The 23,616-nt window shown below is 30.1% G+C and carries 17 protein-coding genes; 1 reads left to right on the plus strand and 16 read right to left on the minus strand.

Features of this window, described 5'->3' with window-relative positions; translation table 11 throughout:
• Positions 1 to 117: 117 nt before the first annotated feature.
• The 15 genes from OC535_RS14075 to OC535_RS14145 all read right to left on the minus strand — a co-directional run bounded on the left by OC535_RS14075 (position 118) and on the right by OC535_RS14145 (position 21,884).
• Positions 118 to 2,439, minus strand: coding sequence for an SIR2 family NAD-dependent protein deacylase (locus OC535_RS14075; RefSeq protein ID WP_498824106.1), 2,322 nt, complete (start codon positions 2,437 to 2,439; stop codon positions 118 to 120).
• Positions 2,440 to 2,562: 123 nt separating this feature from the next.
• Positions 2,563 to 4,179: a chaperonin GroEL gene (gene groL, locus OC535_RS14080; protein ID WP_024721254.1), complete on the minus strand. Its 1,617-nt coding sequence runs from the start codon at positions 4,177 to 4,179 to the stop codon at positions 2,563 to 2,565.
• Positions 4,180 to 4,192: 13 nt separating this feature from the next.
• Positions 4,193 to 4,453 carry a co-chaperone GroES gene (locus tag OC535_RS14085; RefSeq protein ID WP_024721253.1) on the minus strand — a complete coding sequence of 87 codons (261 nt, stop codon included), beginning with the start codon at positions 4,451 to 4,453 and terminating at the stop codon, positions 4,193 to 4,195.
• Positions 4,454 to 4,647: 194 nt separating this feature from the next.
• Positions 4,648 to 9,612 (minus strand): discoidin domain-containing protein, encoded by a 4,965-nt coding sequence (locus OC535_RS14090; RefSeq protein ID WP_498824107.1) that lies wholly within the window; start codon positions 9,610 to 9,612, stop codon positions 4,648 to 4,650.
• 215 nt (positions 9,613 to 9,827) lie between these two features.
• On the minus strand, positions 9,828 to 10,796 hold the full coding sequence (locus OC535_RS14095) for a hypothetical protein (RefSeq protein ID WP_024721251.1): 969 nt from the start codon (positions 10,794 to 10,796) through the stop codon (positions 9,828 to 9,830).
• Between the two features lie 105 nt (positions 10,797 to 10,901).
• Positions 10,902 to 12,380: a ribosomal protection-like ABC-F family protein gene (gene abc-f / locus OC535_RS14100; RefSeq protein WP_498824108.1), complete on the minus strand. Its 1,479-nt coding sequence runs from the start codon at positions 12,378 to 12,380 to the stop codon at positions 10,902 to 10,904.
• 204 nt (positions 12,381 to 12,584) lie between these two features.
• Positions 12,585 to 12,935 carry a hypothetical protein gene (locus OC535_RS14105; RefSeq protein WP_498824109.1) on the minus strand — a complete coding sequence of 117 codons (351 nt, stop codon included), beginning with the start codon at positions 12,933 to 12,935 and terminating at the stop codon, positions 12,585 to 12,587.
• Positions 12,936 to 13,133: 198 nt separating this feature from the next.
• Positions 13,134 to 13,748, minus strand: coding sequence for a PTS sugar transporter subunit IIB (locus OC535_RS14110; protein ID WP_227053488.1), 615 nt, complete (start codon positions 13,746 to 13,748; stop codon positions 13,134 to 13,136).
• Positions 13,749 to 14,243: 495 nt separating this feature from the next.
• Positions 14,244 to 16,088 (minus strand): fructose-bisphosphatase class III, encoded by a 1,845-nt coding sequence (locus OC535_RS14115; protein WP_498824110.1) that lies wholly within the window; start codon positions 16,086 to 16,088, stop codon positions 14,244 to 14,246.
• The gene (locus OC535_RS14120) at positions 16,088 to 17,059 is read right to left on the minus strand and encodes a Gfo/Idh/MocA family protein (RefSeq protein WP_024721248.1); all 972 of its coding nucleotides are present in this window, start codon (positions 17,057 to 17,059) and stop codon (positions 16,088 to 16,090) included. Before OC535_RS14120 ends, OC535_RS14115 begins: the two co-directional genes overlap by 1 nt.
• Before the next feature lie 12 nt (positions 17,060 to 17,071).
• On the minus strand, positions 17,072 to 17,731 hold the full coding sequence (gene rpiA / locus OC535_RS14125) for a ribose 5-phosphate isomerase A (protein ID WP_227053490.1): 660 nt from the start codon (positions 17,729 to 17,731) through the stop codon (positions 17,072 to 17,074).
• Positions 17,732 to 17,733: 2 nt separating this feature from the next.
• Positions 17,734 to 19,635, minus strand: coding sequence for a PTS fructose transporter subunit IIABC (locus OC535_RS14130; RefSeq protein WP_498824111.1), 1,902 nt, complete (start codon positions 19,633 to 19,635; stop codon positions 17,734 to 17,736).
• A gap of 14 nt (positions 19,636 to 19,649) precedes the next feature.
• Positions 19,650 to 20,555 (minus strand): 1-phosphofructokinase, encoded by a 906-nt coding sequence (pfkB, locus tag OC535_RS14135; RefSeq protein WP_498824112.1) that lies wholly within the window; start codon positions 20,553 to 20,555, stop codon positions 19,650 to 19,652.
• A gap of 131 nt (positions 20,556 to 20,686) precedes the next feature.
• The gene (locus OC535_RS14140; RefSeq protein ID WP_498824113.1) at positions 20,687 to 21,538 is read right to left on the minus strand and encodes a MurR/RpiR family transcriptional regulator; all 852 of its coding nucleotides are present in this window, start codon (positions 21,536 to 21,538) and stop codon (positions 20,687 to 20,689) included.
• A 223-nt stretch (positions 21,539 to 21,761) separates the two neighbouring features.
• Complete coding sequence (locus OC535_RS14145) at positions 21,762 to 21,884, minus strand: hypothetical protein (protein WP_498824114.1); 123 nt, start codon at positions 21,882 to 21,884, stop codon at positions 21,762 to 21,764.
• A 198-nt stretch (positions 21,885 to 22,082) separates the two neighbouring features.
• Between OC535_RS14145 and OC535_RS14150 the strand changes: the two genes are divergently transcribed.
• Positions 22,083 to 22,703 carry a LexA family protein gene (locus OC535_RS14150; RefSeq protein WP_498824116.1) on the plus strand — a complete coding sequence of 207 codons (621 nt, stop codon included), beginning with the start codon at positions 22,083 to 22,085 and terminating at the stop codon, positions 22,701 to 22,703.
• A gap of 51 nt (positions 22,704 to 22,754) precedes the next feature.
• Here OC535_RS14150 and OC535_RS14155 read toward each other — a convergent pair whose 3' ends face one another.
• Positions 22,755 to 23,543 (minus strand): Cof-type HAD-IIB family hydrolase, encoded by a 789-nt coding sequence (locus tag OC535_RS14155; RefSeq protein ID WP_024721243.1) that lies wholly within the window; start codon positions 23,541 to 23,543, stop codon positions 22,755 to 22,757.
• Positions 23,544 to 23,616 lie beyond the last annotated feature (73 nt).

Genomic DNA, 23,616 nt, shown 5'->3' on the forward strand with positions numbered 1-23,616 from the left:
TAATAATAAAACAGTTAGAATAACTTGCATATAATTTTATCAAATTATTCTAACTGTTTTGTTGCATTTATTAATTTTAATTGACTGGATGGTATTGTTTTTATTTTATATAATGTGCTAATCAACACTTTCATTTAGCTCTTTTATTCTTGTTACTGTTTTTTCTCTTCCCTCTAATCCCTGTTTTACTGCTAGATTAAATAGTGAGTTTGCTAATCTTACTGCTATTTCTTCATCCATATCATTTTCTAATAACATATTTATTTTATTAAAATATGCTTCTATATCATCATTTTTAGCACAATGATATGTAAGAGATATCATTAAATAAGAATACAAGTATAGTGATTCTTCATTATTAGAATTAAATGACAATATTTTTTTGATGAAAGCTTTGTTTTTATTTAATAGATCACCGTAATCATAACACATTCTAATTAAGACTTCGAAAACACTTATTTCTGTTTCCCAATTTTCAATAAATAATAAAGATAGATTAGCGTGATTTTCCATTTGTTTACAAATAAAATATTCACCTATCAAATCTGGTTTAATTGCTTTAATTAAGTCATTTTCAATAAGACCAATAGTATTTAAGAAGTCTTCTGTTGATTCTACTGTACCTATATTTTTTATTAAATAGTTTAGATCATTATATATATCTAAATATTTATCTTTAAAGTTTTTAATAGAAATATCATCATATATAGTAGCTATCGTTCTTATCTTATCAACTATACTATTTATTTTTTTATTAGGACTATTATTTAAAAGATTGTTTATTCGATTATGATAATAGTCGTTTTCTCTATCATACATATAATCCAATATTTCGTTTCGACTCCACTTTGTCAGATTGTCATCATTTAACCAGGCATCACTAATAAATAATGCATAAAGAGGTCTTTTTAAGTCTTTATCAACATTTTCTAGTACTTTCAACAACTTATCTTCATCTATTTCATTATGACTATATTTTTCAATATAATTACGCATAATTTCTTTTAGATCACTATCAGATAAAGGTTTTAATTCTAAAAAATTTTCTTGATAACAAACATTTTTAAGTTTCCTTGGACTATTTGCATATAGATTCAATAATTCATACCATGGCGTATTATTATTCTGATTACTACTATCTCGCTCAATCAACAATATTTTGATAATAAAACTTCTTTTTTCATCAACTATCTTTTCCAACCATTTTGCAATCTTTTCTATATGTCCTTGAACATAGTCAGCAACAAACAGAGTATTACTACAGCAGCTGTTACTAATTTTTTCTAAATCATCATAATCACTATGTCCTAGTCTATAAACATGCCACTGTTGATTTTTTAGCTCCTTTTCAAATTCATATGCCAACCTGCTTTTTCCACTTCCTCCAGCTCCAGTAATAGCCCACCATAATTTATCTTTATTCTTACAAAATTCTCTTAAAAGTTTTAATTCTTCATTTCTTCCTACAAAAGGAAATAAGTTAGAATTATACACAAAGCTACTAGCAATCGGTCTATCTATTTTGCTAAGATGATAATCTAATCTTTGATATTTTTCTCTATCAATATCTTCAAGTAATTTTTCTAAAATTATTCTTACAGCTTCATGTTTATTATTAGGATAACAAATCACACGAATATGATAATCTTCTGCAAGTTGTTTAATTCGTTCATCCATCTCATCTTCTTTACATGAGATAATACCATAATGACCAATACCTGCTTCAGTGATCATTTTTAATACTTCGAGCGTTCGATCTTTTTCTAAACTACAGCCTAAAAATAACATTATATTGTTTGTAAAACACTTTTTTAGTTCTTTAACTAATTGACTATCTTTTGTATATTTTTCATCATATTGCTTTTTAGTAAAAATTATTGAACTATAATCAATTGCTTTTTTTTGAATTTCTCCATGTACTTTATATATCACCGGTCTATTTTTTTGCCCTAAATATTGATTAATTAATTCAGGCTTCCCTGGTAATAAAACTGGCATATTCAAATCATTTAAAACTTGTCGATATACATTTTCAATTATTAAGTCATAGTTAGTTGTTATTACAGCGCCCTTAAATATATATGGTAATAAATAAACACTTTGCTTATATAAACTATTGATTTCTTCTTCTAATTTATTTGCTGAAAATACTGATAAAAGATCATTAGCTAAATTATGTTTACCCCTTTTATCTTCAATTTCTTGAGCCGCATCTTCAAGAAGTCCTTTATCTATCAGTGCCTTTATTTCTTCTCTAGTATTTTTATTATTAATAAATGCTGTAAGATCTTCTAATGCTTTTTTCCATAGCGGATATGCAAAAGCAGATAATCCCGCTCCAACAAAGGGAACAATACTATTTAAGTTATCTTTTATTTCATTAAATATTATTTTATTCGTTTTACAATAATTCATGATATCTTCAAACGTTAGCCCCATATATTATCCCTCCTTAAGATCCTTTACTTAATTGTATCATGAATTATTAATATTCTGTATAAAAAAGGGAATTAGTAACATTAACTAATTCCCTTTCGTTTATATTTATGATTATTTCTATAATTAGTACATTCCACCAGGCATAGCAGGAGTTTCGGGTTCATCAGACTTGATTTCTGCTACTCCAACTTCTGTAGTGATAAATAACGCTGAAATACTAGCAGCATTCAATAATGCACTACGTGTTACTTTAGTTGGATCAATAATACCTTCTTCAAACATATCAACCCATTTACCAGCTTTAGCATCAAAACCAACGTTTTTAGCAGCGTTCTTTTGTCCATCAACAATATCTTCTGCATTATATCCTGCATTTTCAGCAATTTGACAAATTGGTGCCAACAAGGCTTCCATTACAATATTGATACCTTTTTGAACATCTACATTTTCATCTTTTAATACTGGTTTTAATTCATTATAAGCTTCTACTAAAGCAGCTCCACCACCGATAACGATTCCTTCAGCAACTGCAGCTTTGGTAGCATTTAAAGCATCTTCGATTCTTAATTTCTTTTCTTTTAATTCACTTTCTGTAGTAGCTCCCACTTTAATTGTAGCTACGCCATTTGTTAATTTACCAAGACGTTCTTGATATTGTTTTTTATCATAATCACTAGTTGTATTAGCAATTCTTGTTTTGATTTCTTCGATACGTTCTTTCAATTCATCACTAGCATCGTTACCACTGATCATTGTTGTATTATCTTTAGTAACAATTACTTTTTTGATCGTACCTAACTCTTCCAATTTCATTTCTTCTAATTTCATATTTAATTCTTTGTTATAGAATTTTGCATTTGTTAAAGCGGCAAGATCTTGAAGCATTTCTTTTTGATTATCACCAAATCCTGGAGCTTTAGTAGCAACTACATTGAAAGTACCTCTTAGTTTATTTAATACTAATGTTGAAATAACTTCATTTTCAAAATCTTCAGCAATTAATAATAATGGCTTATTAACTTGAAGTACTTGTTCCAATACAGGTAAAATTTCTTGAATATTACTAATTTTATGGTTAGTTACTAAAACATAAGGATTTTCCAATTCAACTTGCATCTTTTCACGATCAGAAACCATGTATGGAGATACGTATCCTTTATCATACTGCATACCTTCGCTAATTTCTAATTCATTATCAAAACCATTACTTTCATCAACATTTATAATTCCATCACGACCAACTTTATCCATTGCTTCAGCAATTAAATCACCAATTTCTTTGCTTCCGGCAGATATTGTTGCAACACTAGCCACATCATTACTAGTCTCTACTTTACGTGAATTCTTTAAAATAGTTTTAGCAACTTCTTTACTTGCATATTCAATTCCTTCTCGCATTAATACTGGATTACATCCTTTATCAACTGCTTTGATCCCATTATTGATCATATTACGAGCAAGAATAGTCGCTGTAGTAGTACCATCACCAGCAACATCATTAGTATTATTGGCTACTTCATATACTAATTTAGCACCCATGTTTTCAAATTTATCTTCTAATTCAATTTCTTTAGCAATACTTACACCATCATTAGTAATTAATGGTGAACCATAACTTTTCTCTAAAACAACATTACGTCCTTTAGGTCCTAAAGTAACACATACAGCATCCCCAAGAATATTAACACCTTTTAACATCGCCTTACGGGCATCACTTGAAAATCTAACTTCTTTACTCATAACAAATTACCTCCTAAGCAATATAAGCTAAAATATCTTTTTCACTAATTACAATATAATCTATCTCATCAATCTTAATATCTGTTCCTGAATATTCTTTATATACTACTTTATCATTTTCTTTAATTTCTGCTTTGCATTCAGGTCCCACAGCAACAACAGTTGCTACACTTGGAATCTTTTTAGTTTCGGTTGTTAAAATAATCCCACTTGATGTCTTATTTTCTACTTCTTCTTTTTTTAAAATAACATTATCATGTAATGGCTTAATCATTTTAATCACTCCTTTTTTAGCACTTGCCATTTCTAAGTGCTAAAACCATTATACTCTATTTTAGCACTTTGTCAACACAAGTGCTAAAATAATTTAAAATTTTTACATATATAATCTATTATAAAATTATTTAAAATATACTAAATTAGGGTACCTCAACATAGGTACCCTAATAATATATAAATTTCTTTAAACTATTTATTTTTTTCTTTCTTTTTCTTACTACCATAGAAAACAATAGATGCTGCTGCTAATCCTGCAAATGGATATAACATACTTGTTGTATCACCAGTAGCCACACTTGTTGTTTTATCACCAGCTTTTACTGGATTATTTGCTTCTAATCCGGCCATTGCTTTTGTTAAAACTTCTTTAGCATTATCTACTTCTGCCTGGGTTGCTTCTGGGTCATTTAATACAGCATTTGCTTTTTCCAATGCTTCTACCACTACTGACCATGTCTTAGCACTGTAATTTGCCGCATTTAAGCTATTTGCCTTATTGATCAATTCTTGTAATAGGTCCTTATTTGGAATCAATCTTAAGTCTAAGTATGCTCTGATCAATGCTTCATATGCATTATCTACTGCTTCTTGTGTCGCATTTGGATCTTCTAATACGGCTTTAGCATTTGCCATTGGTTCTACTAAGTTAGCAACACTTCCTTCTGTATATAGACTCTTATCTAAGCCATTTACTTTGTCATATGCTTCTTGTAATCTTGTTTTATCTACTTTGATTACTAAGTTTCCAATTGCATCTTTTAAGTTATTTAATACTTCTACTACTTCATATTCTAATGCATTTTCATCATTCATGACAACACTAGCAGCATCTAAGGCTTCTTTAAATGCTGTCCATGAAGCTGGTGTGTAGTTTTCTTCTACATAATTATTTGCTTCATTGATCAAGGCTTCTAAAGCACTCTTATCACCTTTTACAAATTCCAACATATGAATTGCTGTTGATAAACGTGTAAATGATGCATCAATTACAACTTGACTAGCATTTACATCAGCTAAAATAGTTTGAGCTTCTTCTAAAGCAGCATTAAATTCATTAACTACCGCTGGTACAACATTATCTAAAGCTCCTTGAGCTTTTAATGTATTAGCCGTATCTACCGCTATTTGTAATACTGTTTTATCTGTTTCTAATTCTGTATCAACTTCTACCAAATTATTAATTGCTGTACTTAGTGTCTCGATTGCTGTAGCAATTTCAGCTTCTGTAGCATCTTCTTTATCAAGAATTTGATTAGCTAACGCTAAAGCTTCACTATATGCTTGCCAGCTTGCTTCAGTATAATATTCTTCTTCATAATTTTCAGTAGTATTAACTAGTTTTCTTAAATCAGCTTTATTATCAATTTGACGAACTGTAAATTCAGCTGCAGCTGCAAATTGTTGTGTACCAACACCAGTTCCTGCTAAAGCTACGAATTTAACATAACGGGCATTTACAGCATCAAAAGCAATACTCTTTAATGTTGAATTAGCTGCTAAAGTTCCTTCTGAAACTTTTGTATATTCATCAGTTTCATTTTCTTTAACATATAATTCGTATTGGGTAATATGACCATTACTTCCAGTTTGTCTTGGTAAATAATCAAATTGATTAATATTATACACTTTATTCATATCAATTTCCACAGTTGCCGGTAGTGCTTGATATGGTGTGTAATTAGAATGCCAGAAAGTACTTGGATCATTATCAAACGCTAATGAAACAGGTCCTTCTGATCCAGCAAGCGGATTTTGATTATCTGATGTTACAGTAAAGTTTTTACTATCGATTATTGTATAATCCTGACTAGCAGTACTTCCGGTAGATGAAACAACAAGATTATCGATTACCCCTTTGAATGAACTTGTTTTACTTCCGATTCTTTCTAATGGTAAGATCATCGTCGCATATTTACCACCAGTTGCACTATTAGATAAAGTATCTACTAATACCCCATCAACATATAATTCTGCTTTATTTTGATATCCTTTGATTTCTAATTTTACCCAAGTATCTTTTGGTAAAGTATAATCAAATGAATAATCATAACCAATTCTTGAGAATCCTACTTTACCCGTATCTTCTTGAGCCATCTTAATTGATCCTTTATCAGATTCAAATAAGATTTGTTCACCTTGAGCATCTGGATCCATTTTTACCCAGAAAGAAGCACTATTAGTTGGCCCCATATTATCAATCGGTGTTTCAATATAACTTTCACCACCATTTAATTGTAATCCCTTAGAGAATTTACCAGTTACAGTAGCAACATTTTTCTTAGTAACAGCATTATAACTATTTCCAGATTTATCAGTAATATCTTCTTTATTAAAATCATAATTAATTACTGTATCACTAACAGATTTAACCTTATCAAATGGATTACTATTTGGTGCATCTTCTAATTTATCTGTCACTTGTACTAGTTCACTATAACTTAAGTCTTCACCATCACCCCATAACTTAGATGACATCGCAGGTAGAGCTGCTGCAAAACGATCATAAATATCATATTCACTCATACCATTGGCTCTTTTATCGATCATATCATTCCATACAGCATATGAAGACCCTAACATTTGCTCTGCTCCAGCAGGAATCGTTGTTCCACCCATGATATTAGGCTGCCAATTATTATATAAATTTTGACTATTTAAATAATCATAATAATATCCTGCTGCTGGAACCATATATAATGTTCCATCAACCATATTGATTAAATCATAACCTTCATTATACATTGCTGAAGGATTAGCCCAGCCTGTATTCCAGATATTCATTTGAACATTTTCAGAACGTACTGCAGTAGATCCGGATTTTTGTGTCAAACTTCCCCATAAACGAACTGTTCTACCTTTACTTTGACCATATTCGATCATATCATCAGTATATTTACGGAATTGTTCATTATATCCTTCAAATTCATCAGTACCAACATTAATAATTGTTTCATCATCAAATACTGGATCATCACCATCTAAATATTCATCCCAAATACTTTGAACAAATGGTAAAGTGTCTGGATTATTAATATCTAAGTGATCATTTTGACGCCCATTATCACCAACTTTTAAATCTGGACGTACTTTAGTAAATGCAAGTGAATGAGCTGGCGTATCAAATTCTGGTACAATATCAATTCCCATTTCTCTTGATTCTTTAATGAAAGCCCGGAATTCATCTTTTGTATAGAACATATCAGTATTAGTTAAATCAGCTTGATTTAATCCACCATTACCACCTTTTTTAACATCTGACTCTAATCTAAATCCAGAATAAGCCTGCATTGGATCTTCACCAGCAGCAGTATATTCTTCTAAGAAGATATAATTATCATTTAAATGAACTTGGAAATCATTCATTTTATAATAAGCCATATTTTTAGTTATTTCTTTTAAGAAATCCAAAGAAAATGGCATTCTTCCAACATCAAGCATGAATCCTCGTAATTCATATTTTGGATAATCACGTGTTTGTCCTTGTGGAATAACGTTATTATTTTGCTTTAAGATCTGTAAAATAGATTGCGTTGACCAGAATGCTCCAACTTTATCAACCGCTTCTACTTTAACAGTATCATCTATCGTCATTAAATATCCTTCTTCTTTTAATCCTGTATCATCACTACCCAAAGTAAAATAGAAATCATGCGCTGCTGGTGCATTACTATAAACAATTTCTATTTCCTTACCAGTTAAATCTTGATAATCCGCTTTAAAAGTTTTAGCAAGATATGCCAAATCTTCTTTATACTGAGGATTGATAACGATTTTTGAATTATCACTTATTTCAAAATTTCCTTCAGTACCTACCCATTCAGCAAGTTCTGGCACTACTTTTGGTTTAGCATTGATACTTTCTTGAACAGTATGTTTACCAGGAATAGTTACCTCATAAGCGTTAGTAGTTTTTTCTTGATCACCTTTTTTGATTTTATAGTTTACACTAACCGTTGTATCAACGATTGGTTGATAAATCGTTAAATCACGATCTAAGATCTGCTCATAATCAGCTCCAACAAATTCAATTTCGAATCCATCAGGCACTTCAGGTAATGCCATTTTAGTATCTCCTTTAGCAATTGCTGGAATTACCAAATTAGCAATAACACTATCAATTGTTTGTTCAGGTTCAACGTTTGCTTGTTGTTTAATTGCATAAGCTTCAAATTCATATAATGAAACTGTTGGCCAGCTTACTGTTTGATCTTCACGATCAGCTGCTGAATCAATAAAATCTGTAACTAATACTCTTAAATAACGAGCAGTTATTGTATTATCAAAATTAATGACATCATCAAAATCAGCTGGTGCACTAGTTAAAGTCTTCACATCTTCCCAATTAGTCCCATCATTAGAAGATTGGATTTTATAATTTGTTGCATTACGGCGTTCCCATTTTAAGGTTACCGAAGCAACATCTTTAGCACTACCAAAATCTAAGCATACCCACTTGTCATCATTGTGATTAGCTGTACTAGCCCAGCGAGTAGTCATATTTTCATCATTAACTTTATCCGCAGTGAAATTACTTGTTTCATTTCCACTTGAAGTTGCTGTAGCATCTAATGCTAAATTTTCATATGTTTCTTCACCTAAGATTTCAAATTCATATAATGATACCGAAGCCCAGTTAATATCACCACCATCATAATTATCTACGGTTAATTTAACATATCGTGCTAAAACACTATTTTCTAAAGTAATTTCTGTCGTTAAACTTGGAATATTACTATCATCTGGTTTTGTATATACAGTAGTGTAATTTTCACCATCATTAGAAATAGCGATATTAAAACCTTTAATATTTGTTCTTTCCCATTCAATTTTAAATTCACTAAATGATTTTTCCGATCCTAAATCAACAGTTAAGATCTTTGGTGATGTACCCTGATTAGTAGACCAACGTGACTGATCTGGCTTACTGTCATCACGATTTACAATTCCATCAATTGCTTTATCAGCACCCCAATAGCTCATTTCTGTGTCATTTGCAATAGCCGTTCCTTCTAAAGCATGATTTACTTTAGTTATAATGCTGGCAGGGGCAATTGGATTATTAGCAAATACCATCATCCCAGGTACTATTGTACTTATTGACATTGAAGCAGTCAGTGCTGACACTAAAATTTTCTTTTTAAAATTTCTTTGCATCCTTTTTCTCCTTTCAATAGTTACTAAAAATAAAGACCAAATACCGATGCACAAAAAAGTACCTCAGTATTTGGTCTTGCCTACTCAAAGTAACAATCCACCTATATTATATATCTTATTATTTTTTATGTCAATATTTTTACTAATATTACAAGCTAATATCAATTAATTTTAGTAAAATTTTACCATTTATTTTCTTTATATTAACCTAATATTTAAATATTAACTATAAATACTTTACCCTGATATGAGATTCTAACCATCTTTTCATTATTAATAATTTCATCCGGCATTTCAAAAGCAAAATGTACCATTATACTTTGATCAGCACCAATTACAGTTTCATTACCTGTAGTCAAATCACTACGTGCTTCATTTTCACAAAAAATACTAGCTGGATATTCATTACCATCTTTATCTACCAATTTTGCTGCAGCAACACTGCCTGCAGTTAAATCACCACCAGAAATATTTTTAATAGAAGTAGTTAAAACTACAAAACTATCAGTATCTTCATTTACTTTATAAAAAGTATATAACCCACTAGGATTAGCTGGTGCTAATTCTTTAGTAACATTAGTAGACTGTAAAATTATTTCACTACGGTTTTCAATCGTAATGGCATCGTTCATATTTTTCACTTCATAATTTTTACTTACATCTTCTAACTTAAATTTTAAAGCTGCTGTTTGAGGATTTTCTTCATCCTTTGTTGTCAACTTAAATTCAATCTCATCTTTTAACTTTTTCGGACTAATTTCTGCATAAAAATGCACTTTACTTATTGCCTCACTGGCAATCACACCATTATCTTTCAATGAACTTCCATCTTCGCTTACAGTTGCAACCGATGCAATATACTCATCTTCTCCAATCATAAATGAAGCACTAAGATCTTTATCAATTTTTAAATCACTAGTTTTTAAGTTTTTTACACTGACAACTGCATCTAATAATACGTTAGAATCTTTTTGCGGTTTATAAAAAGTATAAACTGTTCCTAGTGAATCAGGCGTAATCTGCTGGGGACTGCTAATACTTTCTAATTCATAAGAAATTAATCCATCAAACTTATTTTCTTTACCCCATTTTATGGATAACGTCTTGTTTTCTTCTTCATTAGCACAAGCAGTTATACCAATAACAATAAAAAATATAAAAAGTAATTTTATAATTTTTTTCATCATATTATTCTCCTTTTTAACTAGCTATAATATATTATACTATAATTCCAATAAATAAAAATATTAAAATTTTAAATTTATTTAAAATTAACTGTAGTTCATTAATTATAATAGTGCAATTGTTTTTGTTTTGATTCGTTCACAGAAATATTGATCATGTTCAACAAATAAAACAGTTGGCTGGAATTCTAATAACAATTCTTGAATCTGCATTCGTGTAAAAATATCTAAATAATTTAACGGTTCATCAAAAATATATAAATGTGCTGGTTTAGCCAAACATCCTGCTAACATCACTTTCTTTTTTTGCCCTTTACTATATGCAGCTATATCCTGGTTAAATAAATCCCGAGAAAAATCCAACTTTCGTAAAATAGTTTTAAAAAGACTAATATCTAAATCATATTTTTTAGCAAAATCGTCCAACCTTCCTTTAAGATCACTATCATCTTGTGAAAGATATACGATCTTTAGGTTAGTACCTAAACTAATTTTCCCTTGATAATCTTTGATTTCATTCATAATTAATTTTATGATACTGCTTTTGCCAGAACCATTTTTACCCGTTAAATTAATTCGCTCCCCTTGATTTATATCAAAACTAATATTTTCTACTATCACTCTATTATCATAAATTATTTTAATATCTTCTAAATGACATAAACACTTTTTTGAATATTTTAAAGGCGCAAGTTTTAGTTTTTCGATTACTTCAACATTCTTTAATAATTCTTTTTTTTCCTTGATCATTTTATTTTGACGTCGTTCAACATTTTTACAGCGCTGCATCATCTTCGCTGCTTTATGACCTACATAGCCTTTATCAGGTTTAAGTCCTGAAACTTTCACATTCTTACTTGCTTCAACTTTATTTGACCAGTCTTCATTTTGCCTAGCGCTTTGTTGTAATCTTTTAATATCTTTTTTTAACTGTTTATTTTTTTGACGTTCTAATTCATCCTGCCTATTTTTTAACTCATACCAAAGTGAAAAATTACCTTTAATAATTTCTATATTATTACGATTAATGGATAAAACATGATCAATACAATTATCTAAAAAATCCCGATCATGACTCACTAAAATAAAGCTCTTTTTCTTTCTTAAATATTCACATAAAACCTTTCTGCCATGATAATCTAAATGATTCGTTGGTTCATCAATTAAAACAAGATCATGAGGCTTTAAAAATAATATTGCTAATAATACTTTTGTCTGCTGACCTTTAGATAATGTTTCAAAGCTTTGCTGTAAAACATTATCTTCAACATCTAACAATGATAACTCTCTTTCTATCTGCCATAGTTCATAATCATTTAAAATATCATCTATAATTTCAATTGTTTTTAAACTTTCATCTTTGAGTGCAAAAGGAAAATAATCAAATACATAACCCGAGCTGATGTATCCTTGATACTCGTATTTATTTCTAAACAAATTTAATAATGTTGTTTTCCCTTTCCCATTTCTTCCAATCAATCCCAATTTCCAATTTGTATCGATTTGAAAGCTAATATTATCAAAAACATTTTCAATCTGATCATCATAACCAAATGTTAAATTCTTTACCTCTAATAAACCCATCTAATATCCCTCCTAACAATATAAAAGCTACAAGAAAATATATACTCGTAGCTAAAAAGAATATTAGATTATTAATATTTTTAAGGATATATTTTCTTGCGCACAAAAAACAGTATTAATACAACTGTTATCTTAAGTTTTAACAAGAAAATTTATACATCCTTCCACCCACTTTCACCTATATCTTACCAAAATTATTATCTTTTACAAGTACTTATTTTCAATCATCTCAATAAATACTTCCAAAGAATTAAATTTATCATTAAAATAGTATAATCTTAAAATATCATTTTCTTCATAACCAGCCTTTACCCATCGCCACAATAAATCCCGCTTAAATGGTGATAATTTATAAATATTTAAATGATGCTTATTTACAAACCTTGTTGTTGCTTGCATCATTTGATCATATTCATCAATAATACAATCTTGATCGTAATTTCTAGCCATATATTCTACATAACCTAAAAAAATTTTTTTAAACTCTTCACCATCTACATCTTTTATATATTCCTTTAAACACATGATCAATAATTCAATATCTTCTTCTAACACAAAATCACCTATTTAAATTATTACCAAAAAAACATCTTTTATTTAAAACATTTGTAAATATATTATTACTAACAAGATTATAATCAAAAACTCATCAGCATCCAATTTAATTAACATCACATAAAAAAATCAAGACATGCAGTTAATTACTACAAAACCTTGATCCTTTTTCACTTTTCTATCATCCTAAAAGAACACTTACATCTTCTTATTTTCAAATATATCACTGATCAGTTTTAAAGCCCCAGAGAAATTATTAGTTGCAAATATGCGTACAGGAATAGTTAAAATTTCTTTGTTTTCTAAACGACACTTAACTTGCGGTAATAAATAACTTACTTGAGGAGCTAACATGATAACATCATAGTCATCGGCTATTTCAAATAATCTAGCATAGCCAACTGCTGAAATTTCATAAGGGAGATTTTCAAATTCCGCCAGTTCTAACATCTTACTAGCAAATAAACTTGTTGTTAAACCTCCGCTACAGCAAAGTAAGATCCGAAGCTGCGGTCTATTAATTGCATCAACAGCACATTTAGCCATTTCTTTAAACAGTTCAACAGCGTGATTCAAATGAGTCAATCGGAAATGTAAGTAAAATATTTTCTTATGATTCTGACAATCAATCAATTCTTGTTCAAATATCCCATCACTATAATAAATTATTTTCCCTTCTACTGCTTCATTTTTTATAATAACAACATTTTGCTTTTCATCAGCATATTTTATTTGCAAATTATATTTTTCACCTTGAATCATGATCCACTTTAAATAAAATATCGCATTGATTTCCTGATAAAACTCATCCATAACTATTCCCTCCCAAATTTTAAATAAACAACACTTTTATCATCTTTTCAAAATATCTTAATTCAACAAAAAATGCCTAAAACAGGCATTGTTTACAGTACCCTAAATTATAATATATGATCAAATACTTCTAAACTGCTCAACATAATGTACTTTCAATATTAAATATTATATCACGAATAACATTATTACGATACGCTTAAATAATAATTTTTCAATTCCTAATTAAAAATAAAGATATTTTATCAACAAATCAGTTTTTATTGTTTTTTAATCATAATCATAAATAAAACCAGAATATCTCTATTATATAAAAATCGATACTATTAAAATGCACTACAACAATTTTCCTCGATCATATTCTCATTTGAATATCACTGATTTCTTTTAAAACCAAAAAGAGATCACACAAAATACGTGCCATCTCATTTTTAATTAATAGTCATTCAAATAACTCATGTTTTTAATAACAAATAACAATTAATACTCTTTTTATCAATTATCACTGATCATCATATCATGAATTACCCCATCACGATATGCTTGTAAAAGCAATTCTAAATCTTTGATTCTTTCCATTATTCTTTTACCGTTATCACAATCTTTAATCAATAACCGTTTAGAATATTTCTCTATTAATTCATCTTTTAAAGTCGTTTGCCATGTAATTTCATGACAATGGCTTCTTAACATTAAACCATATGAATCACTAATCAATGTATATCCCGAATTCCCCGTTTGATTATAATATTGGGGACTAAAACCACCATCTATAACAACCAGTTTTCCATTTGCCTTGACAGGTGATTGGCCATCTTTAATTTTAACTGGCGTATGTCCGTTGATTATATGACCATTATTAATTGAAAATTCTTTCAAAATCTTCATACATACATTTTCATCATTTAAATACATGTAATAAGCATTAGATCTTTCCTTTCCTAATTTTGGATCGTTGACAAACATTCGTATAAAGTGTTTAAGATCACGACCACAAAATGGTGAAAGCCGACCAGACCATAAAAACCAATATAAATCAATTGCATCTTTATCTTTTTCAAAATAACCGCTTCTTATTTTACGATCTAAATAATCAAAACATTTTTTCCCCGCTAATTTTTGATTACCCAAATCAACAGGTATAAAATTACCATAAAAATCTAAAGGGATACATCCATGAAACAATAAATTATGATTACATATCTTATAGACACTACCGTTATTTAAAAGAAACTTAATATGATTATGTAATTTAGGACTATTTTTAAAATTTTTATTTAATTCTTGAATAATTTCAGTCTCTATATCATTTAATTGATATGGACAAACAGGATCGATAGTTTTAAAATCACTATCATTTAATGAATATAAATGATTATTGATTTTTATTTTATTATTAATGATCTTATCAAGATATAATTTATCATTCAGTTGGTATTCTGGATGAGCCATGATAATTTGTCCTTCTAATTTAAACATGATTATTGCCATTAGCTTTTTACAAGCAGCAATCATAGACATATCTGGATATAATGATCGTGCTTCTTGAAATACTTTTTTCAAACTAATGCCATAACCATTTTCAATCATTTCTAAGCTGTCATATTTAAAGGCATTTAAAACTACCATCGCTATACAACACTTATTTCCAGCTGCTGCTCCAATCATTAAAATATCGTGATTACCCCATTGAATATCAACCGAATGATAAGTTTTTAACAAATCAATCACTTTATCGCCACGTGGTCCTCGATCATACAGATCGCCTAAGATATGCAGCTGATCTACTGCCAGCTTTTTTATTAAATTACACATTTCGATCAAAAAGCTATAACATTTATCAACCGTTGCTAAGATTTCAATTATTTCATGATATTGTTCATTATTTTTTATGTTTTGACCATTTAACAATTCATCAAACAAATAAGCGTATTGTTTACTAAACATTTTTTTTAGCTTTGAACGTGTATATTTAGAACTCAACTCTTTAGCTAAAAGAACTAGATAAATTAAATTTTCATGATAATAATTCCAATTATTCTGTTTTTTTACTTTTTCAATTGTTTTTTCTGGTTCATATATCAACATACATAAAGCCGTTTGTTTTTCTTTTGATAGATCTTTAAAAATCGTTTCTATCTTATCTTGAATAACGCCAGAGCAGTTATTCAAGATACGCCTAAATTTAATATCCTCACCATGAATATCACTAATAAAATATTCTGTTCCCTTAGGCATTGATAGAATCATCTTTAAATTAATTATTTCTTCAATTACAGCTTCTCGACTAGGATATCTATTAGCCAGCAATTCCAAATAAGCAGTCTGCCGTATTTCCATTATTCAAACGGATATACCATACCCCATTGATTACGAATTGCTGTTAAAGTAGCCATGACATCACGGACATAAGTTAAATTTTCTTTACCACCATTTTCCGTAATATATCTTTCCATATCATTTACTTCATAATCTAAAGCCAGATCAGTATCACCTAATTCGATTACTTCACTATGCCCATCTACAGTATAAGTAATCGTTGCTTTATTGCCACGAGGGAAATTATAAATTTCAATATAACCTTCTTCTAGAGCAATCATTCCTCTTTTTGGCTGTTTAGCCCGCATTGTAAGTGAAATAACTGCCATTTCTTCATCAGGATTTTTTAAAACGATTCCTGAAGTTTCATCAACTCCCGTTTCAAAATAATTTGCAGTTGTTAAAACAACATTAGGCTTACTAGTCATAAAATAACGAGCAAATGATACAGCATACACACCGATATCTAATAAAGCTCCACCCGCTAATTCTTTAGCAAAGAAACGATTTTTTACATCATATTCTTTACATGATCCAAAATTAACTTGAATCATTTTTACTTTACCCAATTTACCACTTGTAATGATCTCTTTAACTTTACGATATAAAGGCATATGCAATAAAGTCGTTCCATCACTAATAATTAAATTCTTTTCTTTAGCAATTGCTACAGCTTCTTCTAATTGACGCTCATTTACAGTAATCGCTTTTTCACAAAATACATGTTTTCCTTTATTTAAAGCCTTGATCATCATTTCATAATGTAAATTATGAGGTGTTGCAATATACACAATATCAACGTTTTCATCATCTAACATCTCATCTACATTTCCATAAGCTTTAACAACCCCATATTCTTCTTGATATTTTTTAGCTCCTTCGATCGTTACATCACAAACAGCATAAATTTCATCATGGACTCTTTTTAAAGCATCACCCATTTCATGAGCAATCCAGCCTGTTCCTAAAATTCCCCAATTATATTTTTTCATCTTTACATCCTCCTATTTCACTATCACTCTACTACCTTCTTGATCTACTGAAATTGCTTTAGTGGCAATATTATAGAACAAAGAAGTATCAATCACGCCACAAATAGCTAATAAATCATCATTTAATTTTTTCAAATCTTCAACTTTTTCAAACTTAGCATTTAAAATATAATTGCCATTATCACTGATCGTTCCGCCATCTTTACTAGATGTTGGACGAATTTCAACTGAAGCATTCATATTATTAAGTTTTTTTGTAACATATGATAACGCTTCAGGAAATACTTCTAAAGCAATTGGTAAATTCAATGGTAATTGCTCAAAAACTTTACTTTCATCAACTAATAAAACATAGTCATCAGCCATTGAGGCAATAATTTTTTCTTTGGTATGAATTGCTCCTCCTGATTTTAAAGCATTTAACTTTAAATCTACTTCATCACAACCATCAAAAGCGATGTCAAGATGATCAACAGCCCAGGTTGGTAAAAGATGTAACCCATTTTTAATGCATAATTGAGCAGTCGATAGTGATGGTGTTACAACTTTAACATCTAACTGTGCTTCTTTTATATAACCTACTAGATAGGAGATGGTTGACCCACCGCCTAATCCAATCGTCATATTATTTTTTATTAATTTCAAAGCTTCTCGTGCACATCTTTGTTTCATGATCAATTATTCTCCTTTAAAGGTTTTTTTAAAATAGATAATACTAAACATCCAGCAATTGCTCCTAAAACGATTGCTAAAGCATACATTAGCGGATTCCCAATCGTTGGTAGAACAAAGATACCACCATGAGGAGCTCTTAAAGTACAACCAAACAACATTGATAAACCACCAGCCACAGCTGAACCAATAATACAAGAAGGGATGACTCTAAGAGGATCTTTGGCTGCAAAAGGAATTGCTCCTTCAGAAATAAACGCTAGTCCCATCACATAGTTTACTAAACCAGAATTCTTCTCTTCTTTAGTCCAGCGATTTTTAAATAAAGTCGTACTCAATGCAATTGCAAGTGGTGGAATCATTCCACCCGCCATAACTGCCGCCATGATTTCAAAATTTCCTTCAGCTAATTGTGATGTTGCAAAAACGTATGATGCTTTATTGATTGGGCCACCCATATCAGTAGACTGCATCCCTGCTACGACCATAGCCAATAATATTTTACTTGTTCCACCCATACTATTCAACAAATTATTAAGAGCAGTATTAATAGCACCTACAAACGGATTAATCAAAGTTGTAATAATTGCTACTAATAAGATTCCTAAAACAGGATAAATTAGAATTGGTTTTATTCCTTCTAATGCTTTTGGTAATTTTGAAAATAATTTTTTTAGTGCTAAAACTAAATAACCACCAATAAAACCAGCTAATAAAGCTCCTAAAAATCCTGAATTAACATCACCACCAGCAGGATTAGCAAAAGTACAACCCATTTTAGCGACGATTCCCCCAATAAAGCCTACTGCTAAGCCGGGACGATCAGCAATTGACATTGCTACATAACCAGCTAAAACTGGTAACATCATCCCAAAAGCCTGCTCTCCGATCGTCTTTAAATAAGCTGCTAATGGTGTATTTTTACCAAAATTAGAAGGATCAATCGAATAATCATCAAATAAGAATGCTAAAGCAATCAAGATTCCCCCACCAATAACAAATGGTAACATATGACTAACACCATTCATTAAGTGTTTATAAATAGCTCGACCGATTCCTTCAGATGATGTTTCTTCAATATTTACACTACCATCATGATGATAAACAGGGACTTCATGATTAATAATTTTATTAATTAATTCTTCTGGTTTTTGGATTCCCTGCGTTACACTGACCGAAAGGACTGGTTTACCATCAAAACGCGACATTTCAACCTTTTTATCAGCTGCAATAATAATCCCATCAGCCATCGCTATTTCTTGAGCCGTTAAAACATTTTTAGCACCATCAGCGCCATTTGTCTCTGCCTTCAACAAATATCCCATCTCTTTACCAGCTTTAGTTAAATTTTCAGCTGCCATAAATGTATGGGCAATTCCTGTCGGACAAGCTGTAACTGCTAAAACTCGATATGTCCCATTTTCTTTAGGGGTACTTTCAGCATCTTTTTTAGCTTCTTCTTCATTTATTATATTTAAAAACTCTGCTGCTGTTGAAGCATTGATCAGTGCTTTTCTAAAATCTTCATTCATCAATAAAGTTGATAATTTTGCTAGTGCCTGCAAATGAAGATTCCCGCCATCTTCAGGGGCTGCGATCATAAATGCTAAGTGTACAAGACTGCCATCTAATGATTCATAATCTACGCCATCTTTAATTGTAATAGCTGCTAATCCTGGTTTTTTTACAGCAGCTACTTGTGCATGAGGAATTGCGATTCCATCACCAATTCCCGTAGTACTTAATTTTTCGCGAGCTAATATTCCTTTTTTATATGCTTCTTTATCACTAATTTTCCCTGATGCATCCATTAAGTCAACAAAACAGTCAATTGTTTCTTCTTTTGATTTAACATTGACATTTAAAGCGATACTTTTTATATCCAATAACTCCGTAATTTTCATAAACTTTCTCCTCTTTATAGTTGTTTTACTAATTCTTCAATCATTTCTCTTTTAGCTAATCCTTCGCTAAATGCTGTTGCGCCCCCTGCTGCTGTTGCTAATTTAATAATTTCGTGATATTCTTTGCCATCTAAATATCCAGCTACAAAGCCGGCTACCATAGAATCTCCAGCCCCAACTGAATTTTTTAATTTTCCCTTACATACACCTAATTGATGTTTCTTTCCCGTTTCATCTATTAGTAAAGAACCATCTTTAGCCATTGAAATCAATACATTCTTAGCACCTTGTTCTTGTAATTTACGAGCATAAAACTCGACTTCCTCAAGATTATTGATTTCTACATTAAATAGTTCTGCTAGCTCATGCACATTTGGTTTAATCAAGAACGGTTTTAAATCAAGTGTCCCTTTTAATAAATCACCTGTAGCGTCAACCACTGTTTTAATATCCCGATCATTTAATGATTTTAAAATAGTACGGTAAGCATCTTTAGACATTGATTTAGGAATACTTCCCGAAAGAATCAAAACATCCCCTGAAACTAACTTATCTAATTTTTGAATTAGTGATGTTAAAGCATTTTCATCAATAACTGGTCCTTGACCATTAATTTCACTTTCTTCATTACTACGAAGTTTTACATTGATTCTTGATAGACCTTTATCCAATTTAATAAAATCCGTCTTTAATCCTAAAACTTCACGGGCTCCATGTTGAATTTCATCCCCCGTAAACCCTGCTAAGTATCCTAAACATACACTTTCATATCCTAATTCTTTTAAAACCGCTGCTACGTTGATTCCTTTCCCGCCATAGTAAATTGCTTCGTCACTTGTTCGATTGACCATCCCTAATTTAAAATCATCGACACTTACGACATAGTCTAACGCGGGATTAAACGTAATTGTGTATATCATTTTCATTCCTCCTTTTTCAACGAAATTATTTTTCACAACTATAATATACAACGATATCATATTTTCGTCAATACTTTTATTAAGAAATTTTATTTCATATATATAAATAATTAAAACCAGGTATAACCTGGTTAAAATTTATCGCCAGCAATAGCATTTTCATGCCGAGCAATACTTTTATAAGCATTTTTATCCATTGAAGTTAAAAACAAGTATAAGATTTCAATTACGGTTGTTGCAGAAACCCGTGAAAAGCAATAACCGTCAAGAAATAATTTTTCACGAGTTGCTGTAGTAATATGATAATTACTAGCTTTAGCAATAGTTGACTGCTCATTATTTGTTATCGCGATCGTTATTGCTCCTACCTCTTTAGCTGCCTTCATCAAAGTAATCATTTCTCTAGACTCGCCTGAATTTGAAATAACAATAACAGCATCTTTATCTGTTAAATTATAGGTATAACCGATCTGAGTTTCCCAAATAGTTCCCGATATCGCTGGAATACCAATTTGATTAAGTTTAAAAGCTCCATCTATAGCAACTGGTATTGTATTTCCAACAGCTGCAAACTGAACACTTTTAGCATTTTTTATAATTGTTAAAATTTCCTTTAAATTCGTTTCATCCATCATTGAAACTGTCTGTTTCAGTTCTTCTACTTTATTAGCCAAGATATTTTGCAAAGATTGTCCAATATCATCGATTGAAATATTATTCGATACCGACACTACTTCACCAGTACCTGTTTCAACCATCTCTTTAGCTAATGATATCTTTAAATGATGAAATCCTTTAACGCCAATCTTTTTACAAAAACGTGATACTGAAGCTTCACTTGATCCACTAACATTAGCTAACTGTCCCACTGTCATATCAACTACTTTGTCATAGTTATTAATGATATACTTGGCAATTTTCTTTTCTGAATCAAAAAAGCCATCATACAATGAACATATCGTATCCATTACAGTTTTTTCCATTATCACACCTCCATGAATAAATATTAGCACAAAACAATATTTTATGAAAATATTTTTCATCAAATATTTAAAAAAATAGTCAATTAAATTGACTATTCTTGAGCATTAGAAGCATTAGGATATTCATTGTCATATTCAACGATATGATTTTCATAATCTAGCTCGTCTTGCTCTTTATTATCCTTACGTTTCACTAATTATCACCCCTAATTAGTATTCCCCATTATAAAACAATTAAATCAACTAAATAACTACTTAATGATGCAAACATGAACCCTAATGATAATATTGTAACTATTATCGTCATGATCCCTTTTTTTGTAAAATTTAGTTCTTCATACTCCATTGTTATTCCCTCCATCAATGTATCTATTAATTCATCTTTTTTTATTTTTATATTAAAAGTTTCTTTTTAAGACACTTTTAATATAACTCTTTTTTATTGCTTTGTCAACAAAAAGTATCTTTTAAAGATACTTTTTGTTAATAACATTTGCAATTACAACATATTAATAGTAAAATTAAGACACAAGAGGTGATTTAAATGACTGGTGAGAGAATAAAAAAATTACGAAAAGAAAGAGGCTTGACACAAGAACAACTTGGCAAGCTTTTAGGTGTAAAAAAATCAGCGATTGCTAAATATGAAAATAATCGTGTTGAAAACTTAAAAAAAGAAACGATTCAAAAATTATCTGAAATATTTGAAGTACCAGCTTCTTACTTTTTAGGTATTGACGAACCTGAACAGCCGACCCTTACTAATTCTATAACAATTCCCTTATATAATGATATCAGTTGTGGAACCGGTATTTTTGTAGATGATAATATCGATGAATATATTGCTTTACCAGAATCTTTATTATCATTAAACAAAGAATACTTTTGCCAATATGCAAATGGTGACAGTATGGTTGGCGAAAATATTAATCCTGGAGATTTGATTGTGTTTGAAAAATGCAATCAGATCAGAAATGGGGAAATAGGCTGCTTTACTATTGAAGATAATGTTGCAACATGTAAAAAGTTCTATCGTGATAACGATAATCAATGTATTATCTTGCAACCTGCCAACCCTGATTATAATCCTCTTATTATCAATCGTGATAATCAGGCTGGATTTAGAGTAATTGGAAAATTATGTCTAGTTATAAATAAGAGATAAAAAAACTTTTGTAAAAAAGTTTTTTTATTTAAAATAGCCTAATAAAATAGGCTATAACTTTAATATTTCTTTAATTTTACTAAGTACCCCTTGTCTATCATTAGTATCTGCAATACCATAAGCAATTTCTTTGATCGGCTCTACTGCATTAGCCATTGCATAACCATATTTTACTTGCTTAAGCAGTTCATAATCATTCATCTGATCACCAAAAGCCATACATTCATCAGGTTCTATTTCATAGATTGCTTGTAAAAAGCGCATTGCAATTCCTTTATTGATATCATTATTTTGGATATCTACCCAATTATTACCGGAAGTAACTGTCTTAACATTATCTGGCAACTTTGATCCAATTTCATTAAACACAATATCAAGCTTATCATTTGGATCATATACCGCAATTTTCATAATATTATCATTAATGTCATCAAATGATTCAACAAAACGATAATTGCAATAATATTTTTTTATTTCATCTTTATACTGATAATTTTTTTCTAAAATATAAGCCCCTTTGCGACCGCATAATACTACTAACAGTTCATTATAACCTGCTAAAAGCCCTTTTATTTTTTCAACATCATCTTTTTCAATTATATTACAATATAATTCCCTTGCCCCCTCAGCAATGAAACTTCCATTTTCAGCAATGAAATACATTTGTTCACTTAAAGGTATAAATTTTTGAAATAAACGATAATACTGATTACCGCTAGCAATAACAAATTTAATGTTTTTTTCTTTTAATTTATAAAATATATCTATAAATTCTGGATCAAAACGTTTTTCAGAATCTAAAAATGTTCCATCCATATCTGTAGCAATCATCTTTATCATGATAAATCCCCCTATACGCTAGTAGTATAACACATATTAGCTTATCAAGAAAGAAATAAACTAAAAAAGGATT

This window comes from Clostridium sp. Marseille-Q5894 (assembly GCF_946902305.1).
In the GTDB taxonomy this organism is placed as follows: domain Bacteria; phylum Bacillota_I; class Bacilli_A; order Erysipelotrichales; family Coprobacillaceae; genus Thomasclavelia.

Coding starts and splice junctions, on each gene's coding strand:
- OC535_RS14075 (WP_498824106.1), bottom strand. CDS start 2,439: ATGGGGCTAACGTTTGAAGATATCATGAATTATTGTAAAACGAATAAA.
- groL (WP_024721254.1), bottom strand. CDS start 4,179: ATGAGTAAAGAAGTTAGATTTTCAAGTGATGCCCGTAAGGCGATGTTA.
- OC535_RS14085 (WP_024721253.1), bottom strand. CDS start 4,453: ATGATTAAGCCATTACATGATAATGTTATTTTAAAAAAAGAAGAAGTA.
- OC535_RS14090 (WP_498824107.1), bottom strand. CDS start 9,612: ATGCAAAGAAATTTTAAAAAGAAAATTTTAGTGTCAGCACTGACTGCT.
- OC535_RS14095 (WP_024721251.1), bottom strand. CDS start 10,796: ATGAAAAAAATTATAAAATTACTTTTTATATTTTTTATTGTTATTGGT.
- abc-f (WP_498824108.1), bottom strand. CDS start 12,380: ATGGGTTTATTAGAGGTAAAGAATTTAACATTTGGTTATGATGATCAG.
- OC535_RS14110 (WP_227053488.1), bottom strand. CDS start 13,748: ATGGATGAGTTTTATCAGGAAATCAATGCGATATTTTATTTAAAGTGG.
- OC535_RS14115 (WP_498824110.1), bottom strand. CDS start 16,088: ATGGAAATACGGCAGACTGCTTATTTGGAATTGCTGGCTAATAGATAT.
- OC535_RS14120 (WP_024721248.1), bottom strand. CDS start 17,059: ATGAAAAAATATAATTGGGGAATTTTAGGAACAGGCTGGATTGCTCAT.
- rpiA (WP_227053490.1), bottom strand. CDS start 17,731: ATGAAACAAAGATGTGCACGAGAAGCTTTGAAATTAATAAAAAATAAT.
- OC535_RS14130 (WP_498824111.1), bottom strand. CDS start 19,635: ATGAAAATTACGGAGTTATTGGATATAAAAAGTATCGCTTTAAATGTC.
- pfkB (WP_498824112.1), bottom strand. CDS start 20,555: ATGATATACACAATTACGTTTAATCCCGCGTTAGACTATGTCGTAAGT.
- OC535_RS14140 (WP_498824113.1), bottom strand. CDS start 21,538: ATGGAAAAAACTGTAATGGATACGATATGTTCATTGTATGATGGCTTT.
- OC535_RS14145 (WP_498824114.1), bottom strand. CDS start 21,884: ATGGAGTATGAAGAACTAAATTTTACAAAAAAAGGGATCATGACGATA.
- OC535_RS14150 (WP_498824116.1), top strand. CDS start 22,083: ATGACTGGTGAGAGAATAAAAAAATTACGAAAAGAAAGAGGCTTGACA.
- OC535_RS14155 (WP_024721243.1), bottom strand. CDS start 23,543: ATGATAAAGATGATTGCTACAGATATGGATGGAACATTTTTAGATTCT.